Origin of the sequence: Butyrivibrio sp. WCD2001 (assembly GCF_000424485.1) — a bacterium.
Classification (GTDB): domain Bacteria; phylum Bacillota; class Clostridia; order Lachnospirales; family Lachnospiraceae; genus Butyrivibrio.
On record NZ_AUJZ01000013.1, the window covers coordinates 1 to 18,539 of the forward strand.

Here is an 18,539-nt window from a genome sequence, read left to right on the forward strand (position 1 = left end):
ATGATTATCTCTTGCCGGATTTATCTTTTTATTTTTACTTGCTTCCTTGCGTAAATCTGAACAACAATTGTTCGCGATTGGTGTTATCTCTGGCCAGCACAGAGCTCCCGCGGATAAAACTTTTGGAAAGCTTTCCCTATCTGGATTTATCCTTGACCAATCACACGAATCTCTCCAACAGTTTCCTCTATTTTATTAACGATTTCACGCTTATTTTATTCTTATTTAATGATTTGAATCCCCATAACGCGCTATAATAATTGTATATAGCAACCACTATGCGCAAGAGGCAAATCCTCTTGTGCTAGTTAGATTATTCATGTAATCACTTTACCTTATGGGGAGGCGAAGAAATGGCAAACGAAAATAATATCAATGAAGGTGCAACAGGCACAAAGGCCACTACAAAGGGTGCCATTTTCCAGACGATTGCATTTCAGAATCTTGCAGTAAACCTGGTGATTCTGTTAGCAGTTGTGATTGTTACCATCATTCTGGTTAACAGTATGAAAGGCATGATGAATACTGCGGTTACGGCCAGCACAAATGAAGTTGACACTCTTATTGCAGAAGGAAAACTCAAACAAGCTACTCTTCAGATAGACGGTAGTCTTAGTGCACTTATAGGTGCAGCTTCTATGGAGAGTGTAGATGATGAAACTTTGCAGGGATACGCAGATACTCTTAAGGCTGCAGAAGCACAGATACCTGAGCTCACCGAGTATCTCAGCACCAGCCTTTGGGTTACTCAGGTTGCTGATGGCGCTGAGCAATATGCAGCTCTTGAAAACTCCCTTAACGCATTTCTTGCTGATGCAAACTCTATAATGGAAAGCTGCATGGCAAGGGACATGGAGCCTGCTTTCGCTGTTCTTTCTTCATCTTATTATCCAAATATGACCAGCATGAACGCTGCTTTCGATACTGCCGAGGCATCAATACAGGGGCTGTCAGTTGGTTTAGGTGCCTACCTTCAGCTGACTCTCAACGATGGTACCAAAAAGGCTGTTATCGGAATTATAATTATCATTCTCTGCATAGTTGCAGGTCTTGTACTTAGCATTGTCAGAATCAGTAACAAGATCAGTGCCATCTCTAATGAAGTTGTTGGTATCATCGACAACATCAATGCAGGAAAAGGTGATCTTACCACTCGTGTAAGAACACAGACCAAGACAGAGCTTTGGTCAATTGTGGATGGAATCAACCAGTTTATAGGCACTCTTCAGGATATTATTAAGGATGTAAAAGACGGTACTGTTGTACTTCGTACTTCTGCCGATGAGATGACTGACCAGATTCAGAAGGCAAGTGATAACATCACAAATACTTCAGCTGCTTTGGAAGAGCTGTCTGCAAGTATGGATACTGTTTCTTCAACAGCTGATCAGATCAACGGACGTCTTGAAGAAGTTAAGGACGCTGCGGACGAGATCAGAAAAGAAGCTGCAGAAGGTGCTCAGACCGCTATCACAATCAAGAATGAGGCAGACGAGATCAAGACCGCTGCAACTCAGAAGAAAGAGAATACCGGCGCGAAGATTACAGAACTTGGCGAGGTTCTCCAGATTTCCGTTAAGGATAGTGAGAAGGTTTCCCAGATCAACGAGCTTACCAATGTCATTCTCGACATCGCTTCTCAGACAAACCTCCTTGCTCTGAATGCTTCTATTGAGGCTGCAAGAGCAGGTGAAGCAGGAAAAGGTTTCGCCGTTGTTGCTGAAGAAATCAGTGCCCTTGCTGAAAATAGCCGCCAGACAGCCGGTAACATTCAGGTTATCAGTAATGAGGTGACAACCGCTGTTAAGAGTCTTTCCAACAATGCTCTGGAAGTTATCGATTTCATCAATAATACCGTTATCGCTGACTATGATTCTTTCGTGGAAACCGGAGACAAGTACGAGCAGGCTGCTATTATGATGGATGACATGCTTGAGAAGTTCTCGAACAAGGCAGACAACCTCAATACCATCATGGATCGCATGGCTGATTCCGTTGAGTCCATCACTGAGTCGGTTAAGCAGAGTACAGAGGCCATCGGTCTTTCCGCTACGAACTCTACTGAGATTGTTGGTGAAATCCAGGGTATCGATAATGCGATGATTGAGAATAACAAGGTTACAGAGAGACTGAATCAGAGTACAAGTATTTTTGAGAATCTGTAATAAAAAGATAACATACAAGAAATGCTTCGCAGCATTTAAGGTGAATTTTAAAATATCGTTTGCTTCTTCATAAAGAAATATAGGTAAAAAACTAATAAACCGGTAATCGCCTAATAAAATCAGGTGGTTACCGGTTTTCTACGCCATTCTTTTAGAATTTGTATGACTCGATTTTAATTCATCAGGCCGCTAGGTCGCATGCTATTCCTGATCATGCTCTGCCGTAAGCTGAGCGAAGTCTCAGGTGTGTATTCGGATTGTCGGCGCTTCTAAGGTGTGAGTCGATGCTCCTGTCTGAAGTCCTGGTCTCTGAGCTTGCAACCGAGGTGCTCATGAGATCACTTGAGAGGCTGTTTAGCATCTCGCGAAGAAGTGATCCCTGTCCGGTGTAGGAAGAGATGATGCTGTCTTCATCAGAAGTATCAAGAGATGCTACATCTGAGCCAAGCGATGAACTTATCGCATTTGCTGAGCTTCTATTGTTCGAGCCGGATGCCACTGATGACACTATGCTCTGCAGGTCTTCTGACGAGTTATCAAGTAAACTCTTGTAGCCTGAGTAATTGCCGATTGCGGAAAGTGCTGTATCCGTGAGCGCGCTGAGTGCTGAATTGCCCTCATCATCCTCGGATCCGACAGCTAGATTAGAAAAGAGTCCCGATGTGAAATCCGCCTTATCTGTAAGGGAGTTGTCGATAGAATCCTTCATCATCGCAGTGTAGAGGTAATTCTGGAGAATCAGGTTGCTTCTGGCTTCGCCCTCTGCTGTGCCGTCAGATGCGGCACCGGCGATACCTATCAACCTATCCTCTGCCTCCTTCGAAAGGTCACTAACAATGGCCTCTGCAGAATCTTCGGAAGAAGCTGTCTGTCCAAGAAGATCCGACTTCATAACCATTCCAAGTATGCTTGAAAAAGAGTTTGCACTTGCAAGGGCGCTTGTGGCATCCGCTGTATCAAGTGAGCTTCCGATGCTCGCCAGTGCAGACGCACTTCCAAGAGCCGAACTGCCTCCGAGCAATCCTCCGGACATGGAATTAAGCGATGTCAGATTACTGTAATTTGAAACAATTGAAGATAGATAATCGTAGTCCATGACTCCCCCAAAAAACTTTTTTCAAATAGAAAAGTGACTTTTTACCAACAAGATTGCAGATTATCTGGCTTTCCCCAAAAACACAAGATATTGTGTTTGCCATGAATGTATTATACCACAAATATGGTTTTTGTGGTTGATGAAATTTTGGTTTTTTTAAAAAAATCGGAGACCAAATTAGTAAGCAGCCTCAACTGCCGCCTTGTCCACAACCACGATCGGTTCGGTCACTTCTTCACCCATGCTGTTGAAATAAGTTATCTCGGGGACGATGTCCTCGGCGGCGTACCAGGTCTCTGACATGAAGGTTTCCTTCTGAATTTTGGCCTGTTTTTCCAGGTCATAAATGAGTTTAAGGCAAGCAGGGCCCTGGAGTGGATTGCACTCAAAGTCTGCATTGATATTACCATCGAGTACATTTTTAAGTCCGTTCTTGCAGGCGTCGAAAGAAATTATTATCATGTCGCCGCCAACTCCGTAGCTGATACCGTGCTCGTCGAGGCTCTTCATGATCCCAAAGGCCATGTTGTCATTCTGGGCCACGATCACGTTGAACTCGCCCTTATATTCCTCGCAGAATTCATCCATGACGCGTTTTCCGCCCTCCTCGGTGAATTCGCCGTCCCGGGAGTCAATGATGTTCCAGGCCTCGTACTCGATATACTTGTGAAAACCGGCTGAGCGCCCGTTTTCCGCTGAAGAGCCCTCATTTCCCGTAACCTCTATAATATTTATCTCCTTGAGGCCTTTTTTTGCTGCATAGTTTTTAAGCCACTCGCCGGCGGCCAGGCCCTCATCTGTGAATTCAGACCCGAGCCAGGTGACGTATTTCTCGGAATCATCAATGGTTCTGTCGATTACAATCACCGGGATCCCGGCCTCTTCTGCTTTTGTAAGGACGTCTTCCCAGCCTGTGGAAACTATGGGATCAATGACGATGTAGTCAACTTTTTTGTCAACGAAGCCGGAAACGGCTTTTATCTGAACATCGGTGTCGTTGTCGCAGTCAATGAAGTCGAGCTTTATGCCATTTTCCTCAGAAAGTGCCTGTTTCACCGAATTGGTGGACGCTATTCGCCAATCGGATTCGTGACCAACTTGCGCGAAGCCCACTGTGATCTCGCTGCCAAGGAGCTTGTCTCCCCTTCCTTTGGGCGCTTTACAGCCTGAAATAAGGCACGCCATCGCAACAAAAAATATCAGAAACGCGATGCTTCTGCCTGTGAATGCGCCTGACTTTTTCAGTTTTTTGAAATAGCTCAGAAGTCTTCTGATCGGCGTACTTTTTCTCTTTTTTACATAGTCGCTGAATTGGACAACTTTTGCATCCATTTGTGATTCCCCTCATGGCGTCTTTTCACAAACTCATATATATCGCAAAAAAATAAAGACGCTACCAATATTATGATAGCGCCTTGTATATGTTAATACTATTTAATTTCTATTAAAAATTCCTCAAAATACTGCAAAGTCTGAGGATTTTTCAGGCCTCGAATTTTTATTACTTAACAGTAACCTTGGTGATGTGGGGGTTAACGCCCTGGTACCAGTAGAGGAAGCCCTCCATGTCAACCTTGTCGCCAACGTTAAGTGCCTCAACAGCCTTGTAAACGTCGGAATCTTTGTCGCAAAGGTAAGACTCAACTGTGAAGGTGTAGGTATTTCCATCAGCAGATACGTTGAAGTAAAGGTCGTCGCCCTGAGAGCCTGATCCGTCATAATTGTAAAGGAAAGCAACTTCGTTGCCGTCAGCATCTTTGCTTGCTTCTACAGTCATGTCTGTGAAAGATACGAACTCGTTCTGGTGGTCGATGATAGAATCGCTTGCAAGGTCAGCTGTTACATCTTCTGCCTCAGCAACAAAGTTTCCGTCCTCGATCTCGTAAGTTGCATCGATGATCTCAACTTCGCCTTCCCACTCTGTCTTGTAACCGGTAACCTTGATCTTGGTTCCCTGCTCAAGCTTAGCGTAGTCTTCCTCAGAGCAAGGCATGTTGTAAAGGAAGTAAGCACCATCCTCAGCCTGTGTGTAGAAAGTAGCAACGCCTACGCCGTCTTTCTCCCACCAGCCCTGCTTAGCCTGTACATAGGTCTCAACTGTAACCTCTGCATCAAGATCAGCAGCAGCGAAATCGTCATGGCTCATAACATCGCCTGTTGCAGCATCTGCGTCATCTGCTGCTTCTGTGTCTTCTGCTGCATCACTTTCTTCTGCTGCGTCGTCTGTTGTCTCTTCAGCTGCTTCTTCTGTTGTCTCTTCTGCTGTTTCTTCTGTTGCTTCTGTTGTCTCTTCTACACTCTCTTCTGTCTCAGCTGCATCAGCTGCTTCTGTGCTCTCAGCCTCTGTAGCTGTCTCTGCGGGAGCTTCTGTCTTAGCCTGTCCGCATCCGATCATGCTTACAGCAAATGCAAGTGTTAATAATGTTGCGATAGTCTTCTTTTTCATAATTTTTTTCCTCCTGTAATGGTCAGCTGCCGGGTTTGTGCTGTTGTATGCGCACTTGGCTCACTGCCGTTATCTGTTATCGCCGACTATTATATCACTCTATTGGTGAAAAAACTATTCTTTCGAAATCTTGCCACTTTTCCTCGAATAGAAGAAGTACGCGCCGATCAGTACCCAGGCGCCAATCAATATCCTGATGAGCCACTTGGATTCCTCGGGAAGTTCGCCGAGGTCTGCTTTGCCGGCGTTTACTGCGCTGCCGGAATCAAGGTGGTAGAGGCTTCTGGTGTCATCGTAGAGCTTGGCAATGAAGTCGTCGTCCACTTCTTTCTTTCTGCGAACCGACTTGGTGACATTCTCGATTAGCGCACCCGCTGCATCTCGAAGCGAGGTAGAGCCGTTGAATACACTGGTAACAAAGGTATAGCGCTGGTTATCAAGAAGAAGCTTTGTAGCAGCAATTTTCACATCATAATATGTGCTGTTATCCTCACCTGCTCTATTCAGGTAGTCCTTATATTCAGCAGATTCCTGAGCTTTAGTGGTGACAGGAACATAGCCTTCGGTCTCGGCATAAGCCATTTGGACATCATTCGTCAGCATGTACTGCGCAAAAAGCCAGGATGCAAGCACAACCTGCGGATCCTCTTTATTGAAGATACAGATAGACGGTCCCTGAGAAATCATGGCATAGCGGCCACCCGCTGCCTTAATACTGTCATCCAGAAGCTCTCCATCTTTCGAGTAGTACTGTGGAATGGGATATACTACGGTTTCAAAGTCCACCACTTTGTCTTCCGCGATGTCGCGGAGTGGTGCCTTGGAGCCCATCCAGGTGGAGCCGGCGGTTGAGTCGACTGCAAAAATGCACTGTCCTGCATTCAGAAAGTTTGCCGGATATCCGGAGATCTTGAAGGTAGAGAATGCGCCCGTCTTTGAATGCTCTGCTATTGTCATGAGGGAAGCCTTGGTATCATCACTGAAAAGCTCGATGTCCCCCTTATCGTTTGAGTATCCTGCCCCCTGCTGTTTCAGCATCTGTATCATCATGTTATCGGTGGATTTATATATAAAAGGTATCATGACCTTCTGGCCGTTTAGCTTGTAGGTGCCATCCTCGTTTTTCGCAAGGGCTGCCTCGGAAACTTCCCAGACAAAATCCCAGGTGAGGACCTCAGGCATCTCGAATCCAAGCTGTTCAACATAGTCTTTATTTACATAGCAGGCCTCGGTTGAGCGCATATACGGGATCGCGTAGTGGCTGCCTCCAATCTTGCACTCTGATAAAAACTCGGGAACAATCTCGTCAATGGTCGGAGCGTCGTATTTCAGCTCGCTGCCGCCAAGTCCATATTTTTCATCTGCGAAAAGATCGTCCAATGGCTCAACTGTGTCCGCGCCGGTCATGTAAGTCGCGATATGATCGGGGTAGGTTATGCAGACATTGGGCGTGGTATCTGTCGCGATATTTGTAATTACGTCATTATATATTTTGCCATAATCCGTGTATAGACGGATTGTTACATCCATATTCGGATAAAGTCCCTCAAAATTCTTGATCGCTTTTTCGTATATTCTTGTCTGGGTTTTGTTGGTATCATTCTTTGCCCAAAAGGTGATTTCAATTTTCTTGTTCTCATCAAAAGATTCCGGTATCTCGAATCCGCGGGCTTCTTTACTTCCGTGGCAGGCGGATAATGCAAGTCCGTTTATGGCGACCGTAAGTACCATAGTGGCTGCAAGCGCAATTTTCTTTATGGATTTTTTGTTGCAAAAATTCGGCATCATCCCTTCGTACCTCCTCTTGCAACTCCGGCCATGATTTTCCTTCGAAATACAAGGAACAAAATCATCAGCGGTACGGAAATTGCCACCACTGCTGCCATCATGGCGGGAATATTTTCACGGCCAAAGCCATTTTCACGTATCTCCTGAATTCCGTTGGAGACGAGGAAATAGTTGGAGTCGTCAGTGATGAGTCTCGGCCAGATGTAAGAATTCCAGCACTCGATGACCTTCAGGATTGTGATGGTGATGAGTGTGGGCTTTGCAATCGGAATCATGACACGCCATAGATAGCGCATGTCGCTAGTCCCGTCGACCTTTGCTGCTTTGTAGAGTTCGTCCGGAATCTGCTCGAAGTTTTCCTTAAGAAGATATATGTAAAAAACCGAGATGACGGACGGCAGCACCAGTCCGGGGAAGGAGTTGCGCATATTCAGGTCGGTAATTGTGACATAGTTTGTGATGATGACGAGTTCGTTTGGAATCATCATCAGTGATAAAAACAGCGCGAATACCAGGTTTTTTCCGGGGAATTCGAGTCTTGAAAACGCGAATGCGGAAAGAACCACGATTACAAGCATTATGCCCGTGGTAACCACCGTGAAAATGAAGGTGTTTATCAGGTATCTTCCCAGAGAAACTTCCGTGAACGCGCTCACATAGTTTTGGAAAGTGGGCGATGTAACGATGAGTCTCGGAACGTACTCGCTGTTGTAGGAACTGTAGCTTTTAAAGGATGTGAGAATCATCCAGTAAAAAGGGAACAGAACAATTAGGGCCCAGAAGGTCAGGAAAAGGTATTTCACAATTCCCTGGGCTATTGTGGCGGCCCGGTCGCGGGCTTCGATTTTTTCGTAATTAACGTTGTCAGGCATATTTGAACCCTCATCCGTCAGCTTCGCTGACACCTTCCCCCAGAGGGGAAGGCTTTCTATTTTTCTTCCCCCCAAGGGGAAGGCTTTCTATTTTTTCTTCGTCCCCAAGGGGGAGGCGATTTTTAATTTACTGGTAATATACCGTCTTCTCGCTGACGAGCAGGTTAATGACGGTGATGGTGAATACTATGGCGAACAGGATGATCGCTGCTGCCGAGGCATAGGACGGGTAGCCGCCGCTGTTGCCGTAGAGCATGTCGTAGATGTAGCCTACGATTGTGTTCATGCCTGCCGCGTTGAGGTCGGTTCCAAAAAGCGCAACCTCGTCGCTGTATGCTTTGAAAGCCCCGATAAATCCGGTGATAACCAGGTAAAAGATCATGGGCGAGATCATCGGGAGCGTGATTTTCGTGAAAATTCTCCACTTGGGAGTTGCATCTATCTTAGCCGCTTTGTAGTAGATGGGATCGACGGAAGCGAGATTGCTCGTCAGAATCAGGATCTTAAAGGGCAGCACGCACCAGATGGTGTAGAAGCACATGACGAACATTTTTGCCCAGTAGGGGCCGTCGATGAAATCGATGCTTTCGCCGCCGAACGCGTTTATGAGCACGTTCACCATGCCATCGGTGTAAGCGGTTTTCTGGAAAAGGATCATGAAAACAAGTCCCACCGCCAGAGTGTTAGTGACGTAGGGAAGAAAATAGATTGTCTGGAAAAGCTCCCTCAGTTTGTCAATTGAGCTGAGGGCTATCGAAATAATCAGCGCAATACCTGTGGAAAGCGGCACTGTTATAATCACAATGATGAAGGTGTTTTTCAGAGCCTGTATGAAATACGGGTCGTGCAGAACGTAGGAATAGTTGTAGGTTCCGAGCCCGAAATAGCTTTGCGACGCAAAGTTGTAGCCCTCCTCAAAGGAGTACACAAATACGTCTATCATCGGATAGACGAGGAAGGCTCCCAGGAATATGATCGCCGGCAGAAGGCACAGCCAGGCGGTTAAGTTCTGTTTCTTATTGCTCACCGGATTACTTCCTCCGTTTCAGCGTCAAAAATGTGGACCTTCGTGGGCTTTAGTCTGAGGCAGACTTCGCCTCCGATGAACTGAGGACGTGTCTCCGAAGGGATTATCGCTCTTATCACGGTTCCTTCAAAAGCCTCGTGTGTACAGATGATGCTTGTATCACGCCCCATTACTTCCATTTTTCTGAATTCGCAGCGAAGGGTTCCAAAAGAATTATCTGTATCATTCTCGGACAGGGCTTCGAAACCCTCAGGTCTTATAGCGACGTAGCACGGTCTGATTTCCGAGCTTCCGGCACCATTGGCATTTTGGGATATTTCTCCCTTCTCACAATTTCTTCCGGCATGCCCGCAGAGGTCCTTCACATCCATCACATAGTCTTTTCCTATGAAAAGTGAACTGCCTCTGATCTTGCCCTTAAAGACGTTGATCTGGGGAGACCCCAGGAATTTCGCAACAAAGAGGTTGTCCGGATAGTCGTAGACATCCTGAGGCGCGCCGTACTGCATGATGCAGCCGTCCTTCATAACTACGATGGAGTCACAGATGCTCATCGCCTCTTCCTGATCATGGGTTACGAAAATTGTGGTAATTCCGGTCTCTATCTGAATTCTCTTGAGCTCCTCTCTTGTCTGAAGGCGGAGTCTTGCGTCAAGATTTGACAAGGGCTCATCCAGAAGGAGGACTCTTGGCTGCTTAACAAGTGCTCTCGCTATCGCAACTCTCTGCTGCTGTCCGCCCGACATCTCGGAGGGTTTGCGGTCAAGAAGGCTCTCAATCTGCACAAGCTTTGCGGTCTTAAGAACTTTGCTGTTCATCTCGTCCTTTGTAAGCTTATCCTTTCCACGCAGGTTCTCAAGCGGGAACCTTATGTTTTCACGCACGTTAAGATGTGGGTACAGCGCATAATTCTGGAAAACAAGCCCCACTCCGCGATTTTCAGCCGGAAGCTCTGTCACGTCATCATCTCCGAAGAAAATCTTGCCGGAAGTCGGTTTTTCAAGGCCGCTTATAAGGTTAAGGACCGTACTTTTTCCGCAGCCCGAAGGACCGAGGAGCCCAATGAGCTTCCCGTCCGGGATTTCGTGGTCGAAGTTATTTACGGCGATGACGTCGCCCTTAATTTTTTTGTTTCTGTTTGGGAATTTTTTTGTTAGATTTTCTAAAACTATTTTCATACCTTCCCCCAATTTATTCCACGTCGAATTTGATTTCCGGGAACCCGGCCGCGTAGTACTGCAAAAGGAAGCTTTCGCTGTCGCGGTTCATGATGAGTTCCTGCGGGAAATGGATTTCCTCAAGCATTGATATCGCTGTGGGAAATCTTCCGACATCTGTCGCGATATGAGCGTCGGTGTTGACGCAGATGCTTACCCCAAGCTCTGCGCATCTTATGGCGATTTCCTTGCATCTGTCCATAACGTCGCCGCTCCAGATAACACTGTGCTCATTTATCTCGATCGGTTTGTGTAGTTCTTTTGCCCTGTTTAGGACTTCGTCGGTTTCAAAAGGTATTCCGGCGCGGCCTATGTGTCCGAGCATCAGTATTTGCGGATCTTCTAGAACGGTGATGTACATCTGAGTCGCCTGGTTTTTAGTGATGCCCTGAAGTCCCCATTTTCCGTGCACACTTGCTATGATAAAGTCCAGGTTCTCTGTCGCTCTGTGAAAGAGGTCTTTGTCTTCCTTATAGGGATCGCCTACAATTGATCTTTTTATAGGAAGTCCCATTCCAAAGAGGTAGCCCTCGGGATTGACTATGTCCACCTCGCATCCGCGAAGGAGTTTAACGCCATGCCAAAAGCGTTTCCAGCACCCCTGATTGGTGAAAAACTGGTAGGAGCGCAGATCCTCGTCCTCTGCAACGACCATGGAACTGAAATGGTCGGTGCTGGCAAGAAGCTCCAGTCCTATGGACTCGGCCTCCCGCACGTTCTCCTCGATGGTTGAGTAGGCGTGCGCCGAGTATAATGTGTGGGTGTGCAGGTCGCATTTTATGGTTAGCATTTTCTCCTCATCCGGCACTTCGTGCCACCTGTCTTCGCTCCGCTTCGGTCCGCGCTGAACCGACGCCCCCCAAGGGGAAGGCATAGAAGGCATATTATTGTTTTATTCTATCGTCGTTAGTTCTCCGCTGTTGAAGCCGACGGCGTACTTGCCGATTCCGACTCTGTCACGAACAGGAATTTCAAATTCTATTTCTCCGTTTGCCCTGGTGTATACTTTTTCGAAGCCGACAAGTTCAAGGTAGTCGTGCGCTTCGTCGGGCAGTCTGTAGACCTGGATTATCTCTGCGCCGTCCTCATCGGATTTGTTGGTAAGCTTACCGCAGACCATGCGCCGTCCGGTGTTGAAGGACAGCTTCGATATCTCAAAATCGGAGTAGGTCAGTCCGTATCCGAAAGGGAACTGCACTGGAATATTTTCCTTGTAAATGTGGCGATATCCGATGTGGAAACGCTCTTTGTAATGAACCATCTCAGTGTCCCCAAAATTGCCTATACTGTGGGCTGAGCAGTCTTTTTCTGATTTATAAAATGTCTCCGGCAGGTGTCCGCAGGGATTGATGTCCCCAAGGATAACCTCTGCGAGCGCGTTTCCGCCCTCCATGCCATTATAATACATCCACACAATTGCTTTACACTTATCAAGCCATCTTGTCATATCAACGGCGCCGCCGCCTATCATACAAACTATGGTATCCGGACGTTTTTCCAAAAGTTCTTCAAGAAGTTCATCCTGCTCGTAAGGGAGCTTTATATTCTCTTTGTCCTTACCCTCGAGGTCGATATCGTGATTTAATCCGCCTACGAAAATTACATAATCATAGTCATTGCAGGCAGCCAGAGCTTCGTCCCTTAGCTTTTTACGAAGCTTTGAAAGCTCTTCTTTTTCTTTTGCATCTTCCGCAGAGTCCTTGGTTTCCTCAATGTCATCAAGGCTTGTAGCCTGCCAGTTTGTGCCCTCATAGCTGAAAATCGCTTCCTGAGCGCTGGCGTAACCCCGCAGGTAGTCGACCTTTGCCGCTCCGCCGATTCTTCCCTTAATTCCAAGAAGCGGAGTGATTTCGTAAAGGGCCTTGATTTCTGCGCTTCCGCCGCCGTTTGAATGGGTGCGGTTTGCATTTTCGCCAATTATAAGAATTCTCTTATTCTTTATTTCATATCGTGAAAGAGGAAGGTGCTTATCTTCATTTTTCAAAAGTACGATGCTTCCCCTTGCGATGTCAAGGCAATCCTGTCTTGCTGCAAATGAGTTGTAGGGCGCATCTTTCCTGATCATCACGTCCTCATCAAGCATGTTGAGGCGAAGCATCAGGATCAGAATGCGAATTACCTTACGATCGATTATTTCCTCGTCGATTTCGCCGCTTAGAACCATGTCCTTTAGCGGCTTCGCGAATTTGTAATTATCAAAATCGCTTGTGACGGACATATCCAGGTCAATTTCCGCTTCGGCAGCTTCTTTGGTATTGTGGATGCCGCCCCAATCGGAGATCACGAGTCCCTGGAATCCCCATTTTTCCCTGAGAATCTTGTTCAAAAGGAGCTTGCTCTCGCAGCAGTACTCGCCGCGAAGCTTGTTGTAGGCAGCCATGATGCAGTAAGGATTTGCAGCGTCTATGACGTCCTTGAACACCTGGAGATACAGCTCATCAAGAACATCGTCGTCGATTTCTTCATCGACTTCAAGCCTTGCAGTTTCCTGGTGATTCAGGGCGAAGTGCTTCGGGCATGCGGAAACATCCCAGCTCTGGACGCCTTTTACATACTCCGATGCCATCTCGGAGGTCAGGAAAGGATCCTCGCTGAAATATTCAAAGTTTCTTCCGCAAAGCGGCGACCTTTTGAGGTTCATGCCGGGCGCAAGGATTATATCTTTGCCGCGGCCTCTGGTCTCCTCGCCGAGAACGCTTCCGGTTCTGCTTGCAAGGTTTCTGTTCCAGGTCGCTGCAACCGCGCTGTTGCAGGGAAGATAGGTAACATAATCGTCGGTGTTTCCTATCGGAATCCAGTCGTCTTTTTCAAACTCCGCGCGAACTCCCATGGGGCCGTCGGACATTACAAGCGGCGGTATCCCAAGTCTCGGTATTCCCTTCGTTTTGAAGAGTTCATTTCCGTGGATCATCCCGATTTTTTCATCAAGGGTCATCGCCTCTAAAATTTCTTCCGCGCGGTATTTTAAAGTTTGAATGCTTCCTTCCATAATATGCCCTTCCGATTATAATAATCACAAATTACGGTTTTATCCATAATAATCTTAGCACACCGGCGCTGAAGTATTCGTTAAATAACTATAAAAAAGTAGCGTTTTTCCGTTTATGAAAAGATTATATTCCTCAGTTTTCTCGTGGCAACTCCGGTGCCGTAATCAACTCTCTGAGTCAGCATAAGGAAGGTTGTGCCACTCTCGGGATCATTGCAGAAATAGGGGCCAAGCCAGCCATCCCAGCCGTACTCGCCTTCGCCTGCGATTATTCCGGCTCTTCCGGGATTCTTCATTATGCGCATAAGATTGCCGTAAGAAAATCCGCCGAGGGCGCTCCAGGTTTTCATGTCGTTTTGCTGCTCATCTGTGAGCTGAGCTCCTGTCATAAAGCGCACGGTATTCTTTGTGAGGATTTCTTTTCCTTCAAAAATTCCGCCGTTCATGAGCATTCTTGCAAAGTTCGCGTAGTCGTCAATTGTTGAGAAGATGCCCGCGCCGCCTGATTCGAAGGCATTCTTTTTTCCATCATCTCGGATACCCAGGTTGTTGCCGCTGTATCTTACAGGAGCTTCTCCATAGCAATCATAGGCAGTTGCGAACCGGTCCATTTTTTCCTCAGGCACATAGAATCCTGTGTCCTTCATGTTAAGCGGCTCAAAGATGCGCTCCTTCAGGAAGTCTCCGAACTTCATTCCGGAAGCCTTCTCTATTACAGCGCCAAGTACGTCGGCGCTTGTGCCGTAGCGGAAGTGGTCACCGGGCTGGAATTCAAGCGGGAGCCTGCCCAGGCGCTCAGCGAACTCCATGGTGCTCATCATGTTATCGGTGGGAAGTCTGTCGATCAGCTCGTTATAAAGCTGCCCTGTTGTGATCTCCGCCGCCGTGTTGTCGAAGGGATAAACAAGCCCTGAGGTCATGTCGAGAAGGTCCTTTATGAACATCGGGCGATCCCATCTCACGGGCCTTCTTACTCCGCCTTCAACTATTTCCTGATTTTTGAAACTCTCGATGTAGTTTCCGACAGGCTCGTAGGGCTCAATTATTCCGTCCTGAATGAGGAGCATCGCTGCAGCCGCAGTTATTGGCTTACTCTGGGAGTAGAGCCTTACGATGGTATCACGCTTAAACGGCTTTTTTGCTTCAAGATCCGCAAAGCCCGCCTCTGCGTACATTTTTTCCTCACCATCCTTCAGGACAAGAGCATTTAAACCCACCAGCTCTCCTGAGTCTATGATTCTGTCAATACATTCTGTGAATAGTTTTTTCTTGTCTCGCATTGTGTCTCTCCTTACTTTTTCCTAAAAACAGGAATTGATTCAATCGGAGCTTTTACAGTAATTGTCTGCGCGCCGTCATAAATCTTGCCGTCTCTTATGTCTTCCCACTTTCCTTGAGGAAGGTATACCTGCCTCTCAAACTGATTCAGTTCAAGGATCGGAGCAACCAGGTAGTCGCTTCCGAACATGTACTCATCGTAGGTTTCCCAGCACTTTTCATCATTCGGGAACTCGTAGAAAAGTGTCCTGATTATAGGCGAGCCGTTCTTGCTTGTTTCTTCAAAAAGTGATTTTATATAGGGCTTCAGCTCATGTCTTAAATTCAGCTGATCCTTCATTATCTTGAAATTGTCTTCGCCGTAACTCCAGAGTTCATTGTCCTGGCCGGTGTGAAGATATCCGCCGCCGAAATCTCTGTTATCAAGCGGAGGAATGTCATAGGGGCCTCTGTCTCCGTGGATTCGGAGGATCGGTGAAAATACCGCAAATTCAAACCATCTGATAAGGAGCTGTCTGAAATCGGGATCATTCACATCGTCGGTCATGAAGCCGCCGATGTCGGTTGTCCACCATGAAATCCCGGCAAGTCCCATGTTCAGGCCTGCTGCAATCTGGTCCCTTAATGCTTCAAAGGTACTCGGTACATCTCCGGACCAGACAACATTTCCGTACTTCTGGCTTCCGGCCCAGGCTGAGCGGAGAAGGTTGACTACCGGTAATTTCTGCTCCTTTTTCATATTGTCATAAAAAGTGCGGCTATAGCACTGCGGATAAATATTGCTGACTTCCAGCGCGGGGCCCATGTAGTATCTCAGGGCGTCGAAGTCATACTTGATAAGGTCAGGCTCAGAGTTATCGAGCCAGAACATGTCGATTCCGAGATCATAATAGTTCTTCTTGCAGACCTGCCATACATAGTCTCTGGCCTCGGGATTGGTCGCATCGAAAACTGTGCAATCACCCTGATAATCATAGTTTTGAAGTCCGCCTCTTTCGTTTTTCACAAGGAGTCCTTTTTCCAACATGTCGTAAAAGTGCTCGCTGCGCTTGTCGACTGAAGGCCATACGGAAACCATGACCTTGATGCCCATGCTGTGGAGCTCGTCCACCATCGCCTTGGGATCGGGCCAATAGGTCTCGTCAAATTTCCAATCACCCTGGACGGTCCAGTGGAAGAAGTCTATAACGATGCAGTCGATCGGCACGCCCTTCTCCTTGCAGGTACGGGCTACGGTGAGGACTTCCTCCTGCGTGCGGTATCTGAGTTTGCACTGCCAGAGTCCCAGCAGCTCGTCAGGCATTTGCGGCGCGCGGCCGGTCACTTCGGTGTAATTTTCAATAATCTGTCTTGGTGTGTCCTCAGCTGTAATCCAGTAGTCAAGCTCCTTTGAGGCCTCAGTCACCCACTCGGTGTAGTTGTTTCCGAAGGTTACGCGGCCTACGGCCGGATTGTTCCATAAAAATCCATAGCCAATACTGGATACTGCGAAGGGTACGGACACCTGGGAGTTTCTCTGTTCAAGATCGAGGATGCATCCCTTCAGGTCCGTGTAGGGCTGCTGGTACTGTCCCATTCCGAATATTTTCTCGCCGTCGTTACTCTCGAATTTGAGCGTGATGCGGTAGTCGCCGCCCACATGGGGCTTGTAGTCTCGGTTGATGTATTTAAGGCACCTAGACTCCTTCGACTCAGTTCCGCCGTAGCAGCGGAAGTACTCGCGAAGGATCTTCTTTTCATCTTTATAAAAAGTGATTACCCCCGCAAAGTTCACGGTTGCCTTGATCTTGCCGTTTTCAATGCTCGCAAAAGGACCATCTTCGCGCTCTGTTATGGAGATTTCAGCGGTTTTATCGCTTTTGCAATTGTCATCAACTGTCAGCGCCCAGTTTCTTCCGGTGAACTCCGGATACATCGTGCTTCGAACTCTCAGTGAATTCTTGCCCCAGGGCTCTATTCTCAATGTTTCCCCCTGTCTTTTTGCTATAAGTGCTCCTTCTTTTTCAAGAAATATCATGTCTTTCCTCCCTCGTACTGAAAACTCTTTCTAATTTTTGCCATTCAATTTTTATTGAACAGTTCTTTATTCATTAAATATCTTAATAACAAACAGCCTGCCTTCTCGCACGCTGATTTCGGCGATATTGCCATCCGGAATTTCATTGGAAACTCCAAGCGGAAAATCCGAGATAATGTCAGCATCTTCAATGTTGTATTTTGCATTTTTTATTGTTACGCCGTGAGCGTCGCCGCCTGCTGCCAGCACTGAGAAATACTTGCACTTTTCGGATATCGTGAATTTTCCCGACACTACTCTGATCTCAGAGTAATCATCTAAGATGATTCCCGATAGCCCCTTAGAATCCAGCATTAGCAAAATTGCGAGGTTTCCAAGTGTATGGTCAAATCTTTTTCCAAGCGCGCCAACTAGCACAAACTTAGTAAAACCGCGGTTTATTGCTTCCTTTACGGCGTAAACGGTGTCTGTGTCATCCTTTTCTGTGGGCAGCACTATGGTTTCTACATCTAATTCGGGATTTTCATGGGAATCGAAGTCCCCCACAATTAAAGAAGGCTCAAATCCAAGCCCTTCCATGTGAGAAAGTCCGCAGTCGCAGTAGATGAAAAAATCATCATCACTGAGGCGCCCGCGGACAAACTCATAGTTTTCAATTGGTGATCCCCCAACTACAACACATCTTTTCATAAATCCCCCACAACTTTTCATTCCACGTTTCCATCGAGTTTCAGCGAATCCGTGACATAGCATTTGTAACCATTCTGCGTGCAGAATTCACTGATTTTATCCACAAGCCTCATGTCGTTGGTGTACTCGATCATGAATACCACGAGGCCTTCTTTTTTCGCACGGGCCAGATACTCCGTGTAATATTTTCTGTCAAATGCGGTCTGCTCGCCAAACTCGCCCTTTTCATAATCCAGGATCGTACTGAAAACCGACTCCTGGTTGATTCCGGCGATAATGTCCTGTTTGTTCTCATCCATGAGCTGCGACACAAACGTATCTCCGCCGTTCACAATGATCGGAAGATGGTACTTGTCGTCAAGCCTCTGAAGTATTTTCACAATTCCTTTGTAGATCCAGGAATGCGGATACATATAATATACGTCCAGATTATCTATGAAAAATCCATCAACTCCCTTTGCCACATACTGTGCAGCAAGAGTATCACAAATAAAATCCTGCCAGGACTCTTCTGATACATCAACCCAGTATTCTCCGGGCCAGTTTTCATACTCAGCAAGTGTTATATCTGAAAAAGTCTTGTAGTAATCCCTGAAATCTTCAATAGAGCCTACATTCAGATAGGTGTAAATCCGCCTGCCGGCTTTTTTCAAAGAGCCTATATCCTCTGCCGTAAGGTACTGCGCATCAACTACCGCAAGGCCAATGTTGGTGTCGCCGTCGAGCTTCTTGTGGAGCTGCTCCGCGCTCGCGCCAATGTACACCCCATAGCCCCTTGGTCCATCGGGAGAGTCAATGTCCACCACGTAGCCGGCATGGGCAATCTGCGGGATTGCGATGAAAATGGCTATGAATACACCTGCTGCCATCCGTACCGGCATGCTTACCAAGGCACTTTTTATATGTTTAATTAAACTTATCAAATCTTTCATAAAAACTCTTCTCAATTATTGC

Annotated in this window: 14 protein-coding genes; 1 reads left to right on the top strand and 13 read right to left on the bottom strand. The window is 46.9% G+C overall.

The annotated features are described in order from the left end of the window. The first annotated feature begins 353 nt into the window (after window positions 1–353). Window positions 354–2,165: a methyl-accepting chemotaxis protein gene (locus G630_RS0111725; RefSeq protein ID WP_026498676.1), complete on the top strand. Its 1,812-nt coding sequence runs from the start codon at window positions 354–356 to the stop codon at window positions 2,163–2,165. A gap of 211 nt (window positions 2,166–2,376) precedes the next feature. Here the strand turns inward: G630_RS0111725 and G630_RS0111730 are convergent, their stop codons facing one another. From G630_RS0111730 to G630_RS0111790, 13 genes are all read right to left on the bottom strand, one after another. Continuing rightward, window positions 2,377–3,261 carry a hypothetical protein gene (locus tag G630_RS0111730; protein ID WP_026498677.1) on the bottom strand — a complete coding sequence of 295 codons (885 nt, stop codon included), beginning with the start codon at window positions 3,259–3,261 and terminating at the stop codon, window positions 2,377–2,379. 177 nt (window positions 3,262–3,438) lie between these two features. After that, complete coding sequence (locus G630_RS21685; protein ID WP_049946189.1) at window positions 3,439–4,593, bottom strand: ABC transporter substrate-binding protein; 1,155 nt, start codon at window positions 4,591–4,593, stop codon at window positions 3,439–3,441. A 169-nt stretch (window positions 4,594–4,762) separates the two neighbouring features. Beyond that, complete coding sequence (locus G630_RS0111740) at window positions 4,763–5,707, bottom strand: hypothetical protein (protein ID WP_026498678.1); 945 nt, start codon at window positions 5,705–5,707, stop codon at window positions 4,763–4,765. A 114-nt stretch (window positions 5,708–5,821) separates the two neighbouring features. Further along, window positions 5,822–7,495 (bottom strand): ABC transporter substrate-binding protein, encoded by a 1,674-nt coding sequence (locus tag G630_RS0111745; protein ID WP_330363802.1) that lies wholly within the window; start codon window positions 7,493–7,495, stop codon window positions 5,822–5,824. Next, entirely contained in the window at window positions 7,492–8,400 is a 909-nt protein-coding gene (locus G630_RS0111750) for a carbohydrate ABC transporter permease (protein WP_330363803.1), read from the bottom strand. Before G630_RS0111750 ends, G630_RS0111745 begins: the two co-directional genes overlap by 4 nt. A 94-nt stretch (window positions 8,401–8,494) precedes the next feature. Beyond that, window positions 8,495–9,394 (bottom strand): carbohydrate ABC transporter permease, encoded by a 900-nt coding sequence (locus G630_RS0111755; RefSeq protein ID WP_026498681.1) that lies wholly within the window; start codon window positions 9,392–9,394, stop codon window positions 8,495–8,497. Further along, entirely contained in the window at window positions 9,391–10,572 is a 1,182-nt protein-coding gene (locus G630_RS0111760; RefSeq protein WP_026498682.1) for an ABC transporter ATP-binding protein, read from the bottom strand. The genes G630_RS0111755 and G630_RS0111760 overlap by 4 nt, the downstream gene beginning before the upstream one ends. A gap of 13 nt (window positions 10,573–10,585) precedes the next feature. Beyond that, window positions 10,586–11,401, bottom strand: a complete 816-nt coding sequence (locus tag G630_RS21690) for a PHP domain-containing protein (RefSeq protein ID WP_044959231.1) — start codon at window positions 11,399–11,401, stop codon at window positions 10,586–10,588. Between the two features lie 102 nt (window positions 11,402–11,503). After that, window positions 11,504–13,600: a glycoside hydrolase family 3 protein gene (locus G630_RS21695; protein ID WP_049946191.1), complete on the bottom strand. Its 2,097-nt coding sequence runs from the start codon at window positions 13,598–13,600 to the stop codon at window positions 11,504–11,506. A gap of 113 nt (window positions 13,601–13,713) precedes the next feature. Next, the gene (locus G630_RS0111775; protein ID WP_026498683.1) at window positions 13,714–14,880 is read right to left on the bottom strand and encodes a serine hydrolase domain-containing protein; all 1,167 of its coding nucleotides are present in this window, start codon (window positions 14,878–14,880) and stop codon (window positions 13,714–13,716) included. Between the two features lie 11 nt (window positions 14,881–14,891). Further along, window positions 14,892–16,895 (bottom strand): glycoside hydrolase family 31 protein, encoded by a 2,004-nt coding sequence (locus G630_RS0111780; RefSeq protein WP_026498684.1) that lies wholly within the window; start codon window positions 16,893–16,895, stop codon window positions 14,892–14,894. A 66-nt stretch (window positions 16,896–16,961) separates the two neighbouring features. Further along, a complete protein-coding gene (locus tag G630_RS0111785; protein ID WP_026498685.1) occupies window positions 16,962–17,585 on the bottom strand; it encodes a thiamine diphosphokinase in 624 nt (207 codons plus the stop codon). 17 nt (window positions 17,586–17,602) lie between these two features. Beyond that, window positions 17,603–18,517: an endo alpha-1,4 polygalactosaminidase gene (locus G630_RS0111790; RefSeq protein ID WP_049946192.1), complete on the bottom strand. Its 915-nt coding sequence runs from the start codon at window positions 18,515–18,517 to the stop codon at window positions 17,603–17,605. Between the last annotated feature and the right edge of the window lie 22 nt (window positions 18,518–18,539).

What these genes read in the sequence shown, in the direction of transcription:
- G630_RS0111725 (WP_026498676.1), top strand. Translation starts at nt 354, where the DNA reads ATGGCAAACGAAAATAATATCAATGAAGGTGCAACAGGCACAAAGGCC.
- G630_RS0111730 (WP_026498677.1), bottom strand. Translation starts at nt 3,261, where the DNA reads ATGGACTACGATTATCTATCTTCAATTGTTTCAAATTACAGTAATCTG.
- G630_RS21685 (WP_049946189.1), bottom strand. Translation starts at nt 4,593, where the DNA reads ATGGATGCAAAAGTTGTCCAATTCAGCGACTATGTAAAAAAGAGAAAA.
- G630_RS0111740 (WP_026498678.1), bottom strand. Translation starts at nt 5,707, where the DNA reads ATGAAAAAGAAGACTATCGCAACATTATTAACACTTGCATTTGCTGTA.
- G630_RS0111745 (WP_330363802.1), bottom strand. Translation starts at nt 7,495, where the DNA reads ATGATGCCGAATTTTTGCAACAAAAAATCCATAAAGAAAATTGCGCTT.
- G630_RS0111760 (WP_026498682.1), bottom strand. Translation starts at nt 10,572, where the DNA reads ATGAAAATAGTTTTAGAAAATCTAACAAAAAAATTCCCAAACAGAAAC.
- G630_RS21690 (WP_044959231.1), bottom strand. Translation starts at nt 11,401, where the DNA reads ATGCTAACCATAAAATGCGACCTGCACACCCACACATTATACTCGGCG.
- G630_RS21695 (WP_049946191.1), bottom strand. Translation starts at nt 13,600, where the DNA reads ATGGAAGGAAGCATTCAAACTTTAAAATACCGCGCGGAAGAAATTTTA.
- G630_RS0111775 (WP_026498683.1), bottom strand. Translation starts at nt 14,880, where the DNA reads ATGCGAGACAAGAAAAAACTATTCACAGAATGTATTGACAGAATCATA.
- G630_RS0111780 (WP_026498684.1), bottom strand. Translation starts at nt 16,895, where the DNA reads ATGATATTTCTTGAAAAAGAAGGAGCACTTATAGCAAAAAGACAGGGG.
- G630_RS0111785 (WP_026498685.1), bottom strand. Translation starts at nt 17,585, where the DNA reads ATGAAAAGATGTGTTGTAGTTGGGGGATCACCAATTGAAAACTATGAG.
- G630_RS0111790 (WP_049946192.1), bottom strand. Translation starts at nt 18,517, where the DNA reads ATGAAAGATTTGATAAGTTTAATTAAACATATAAAAAGTGCCTTGGTA.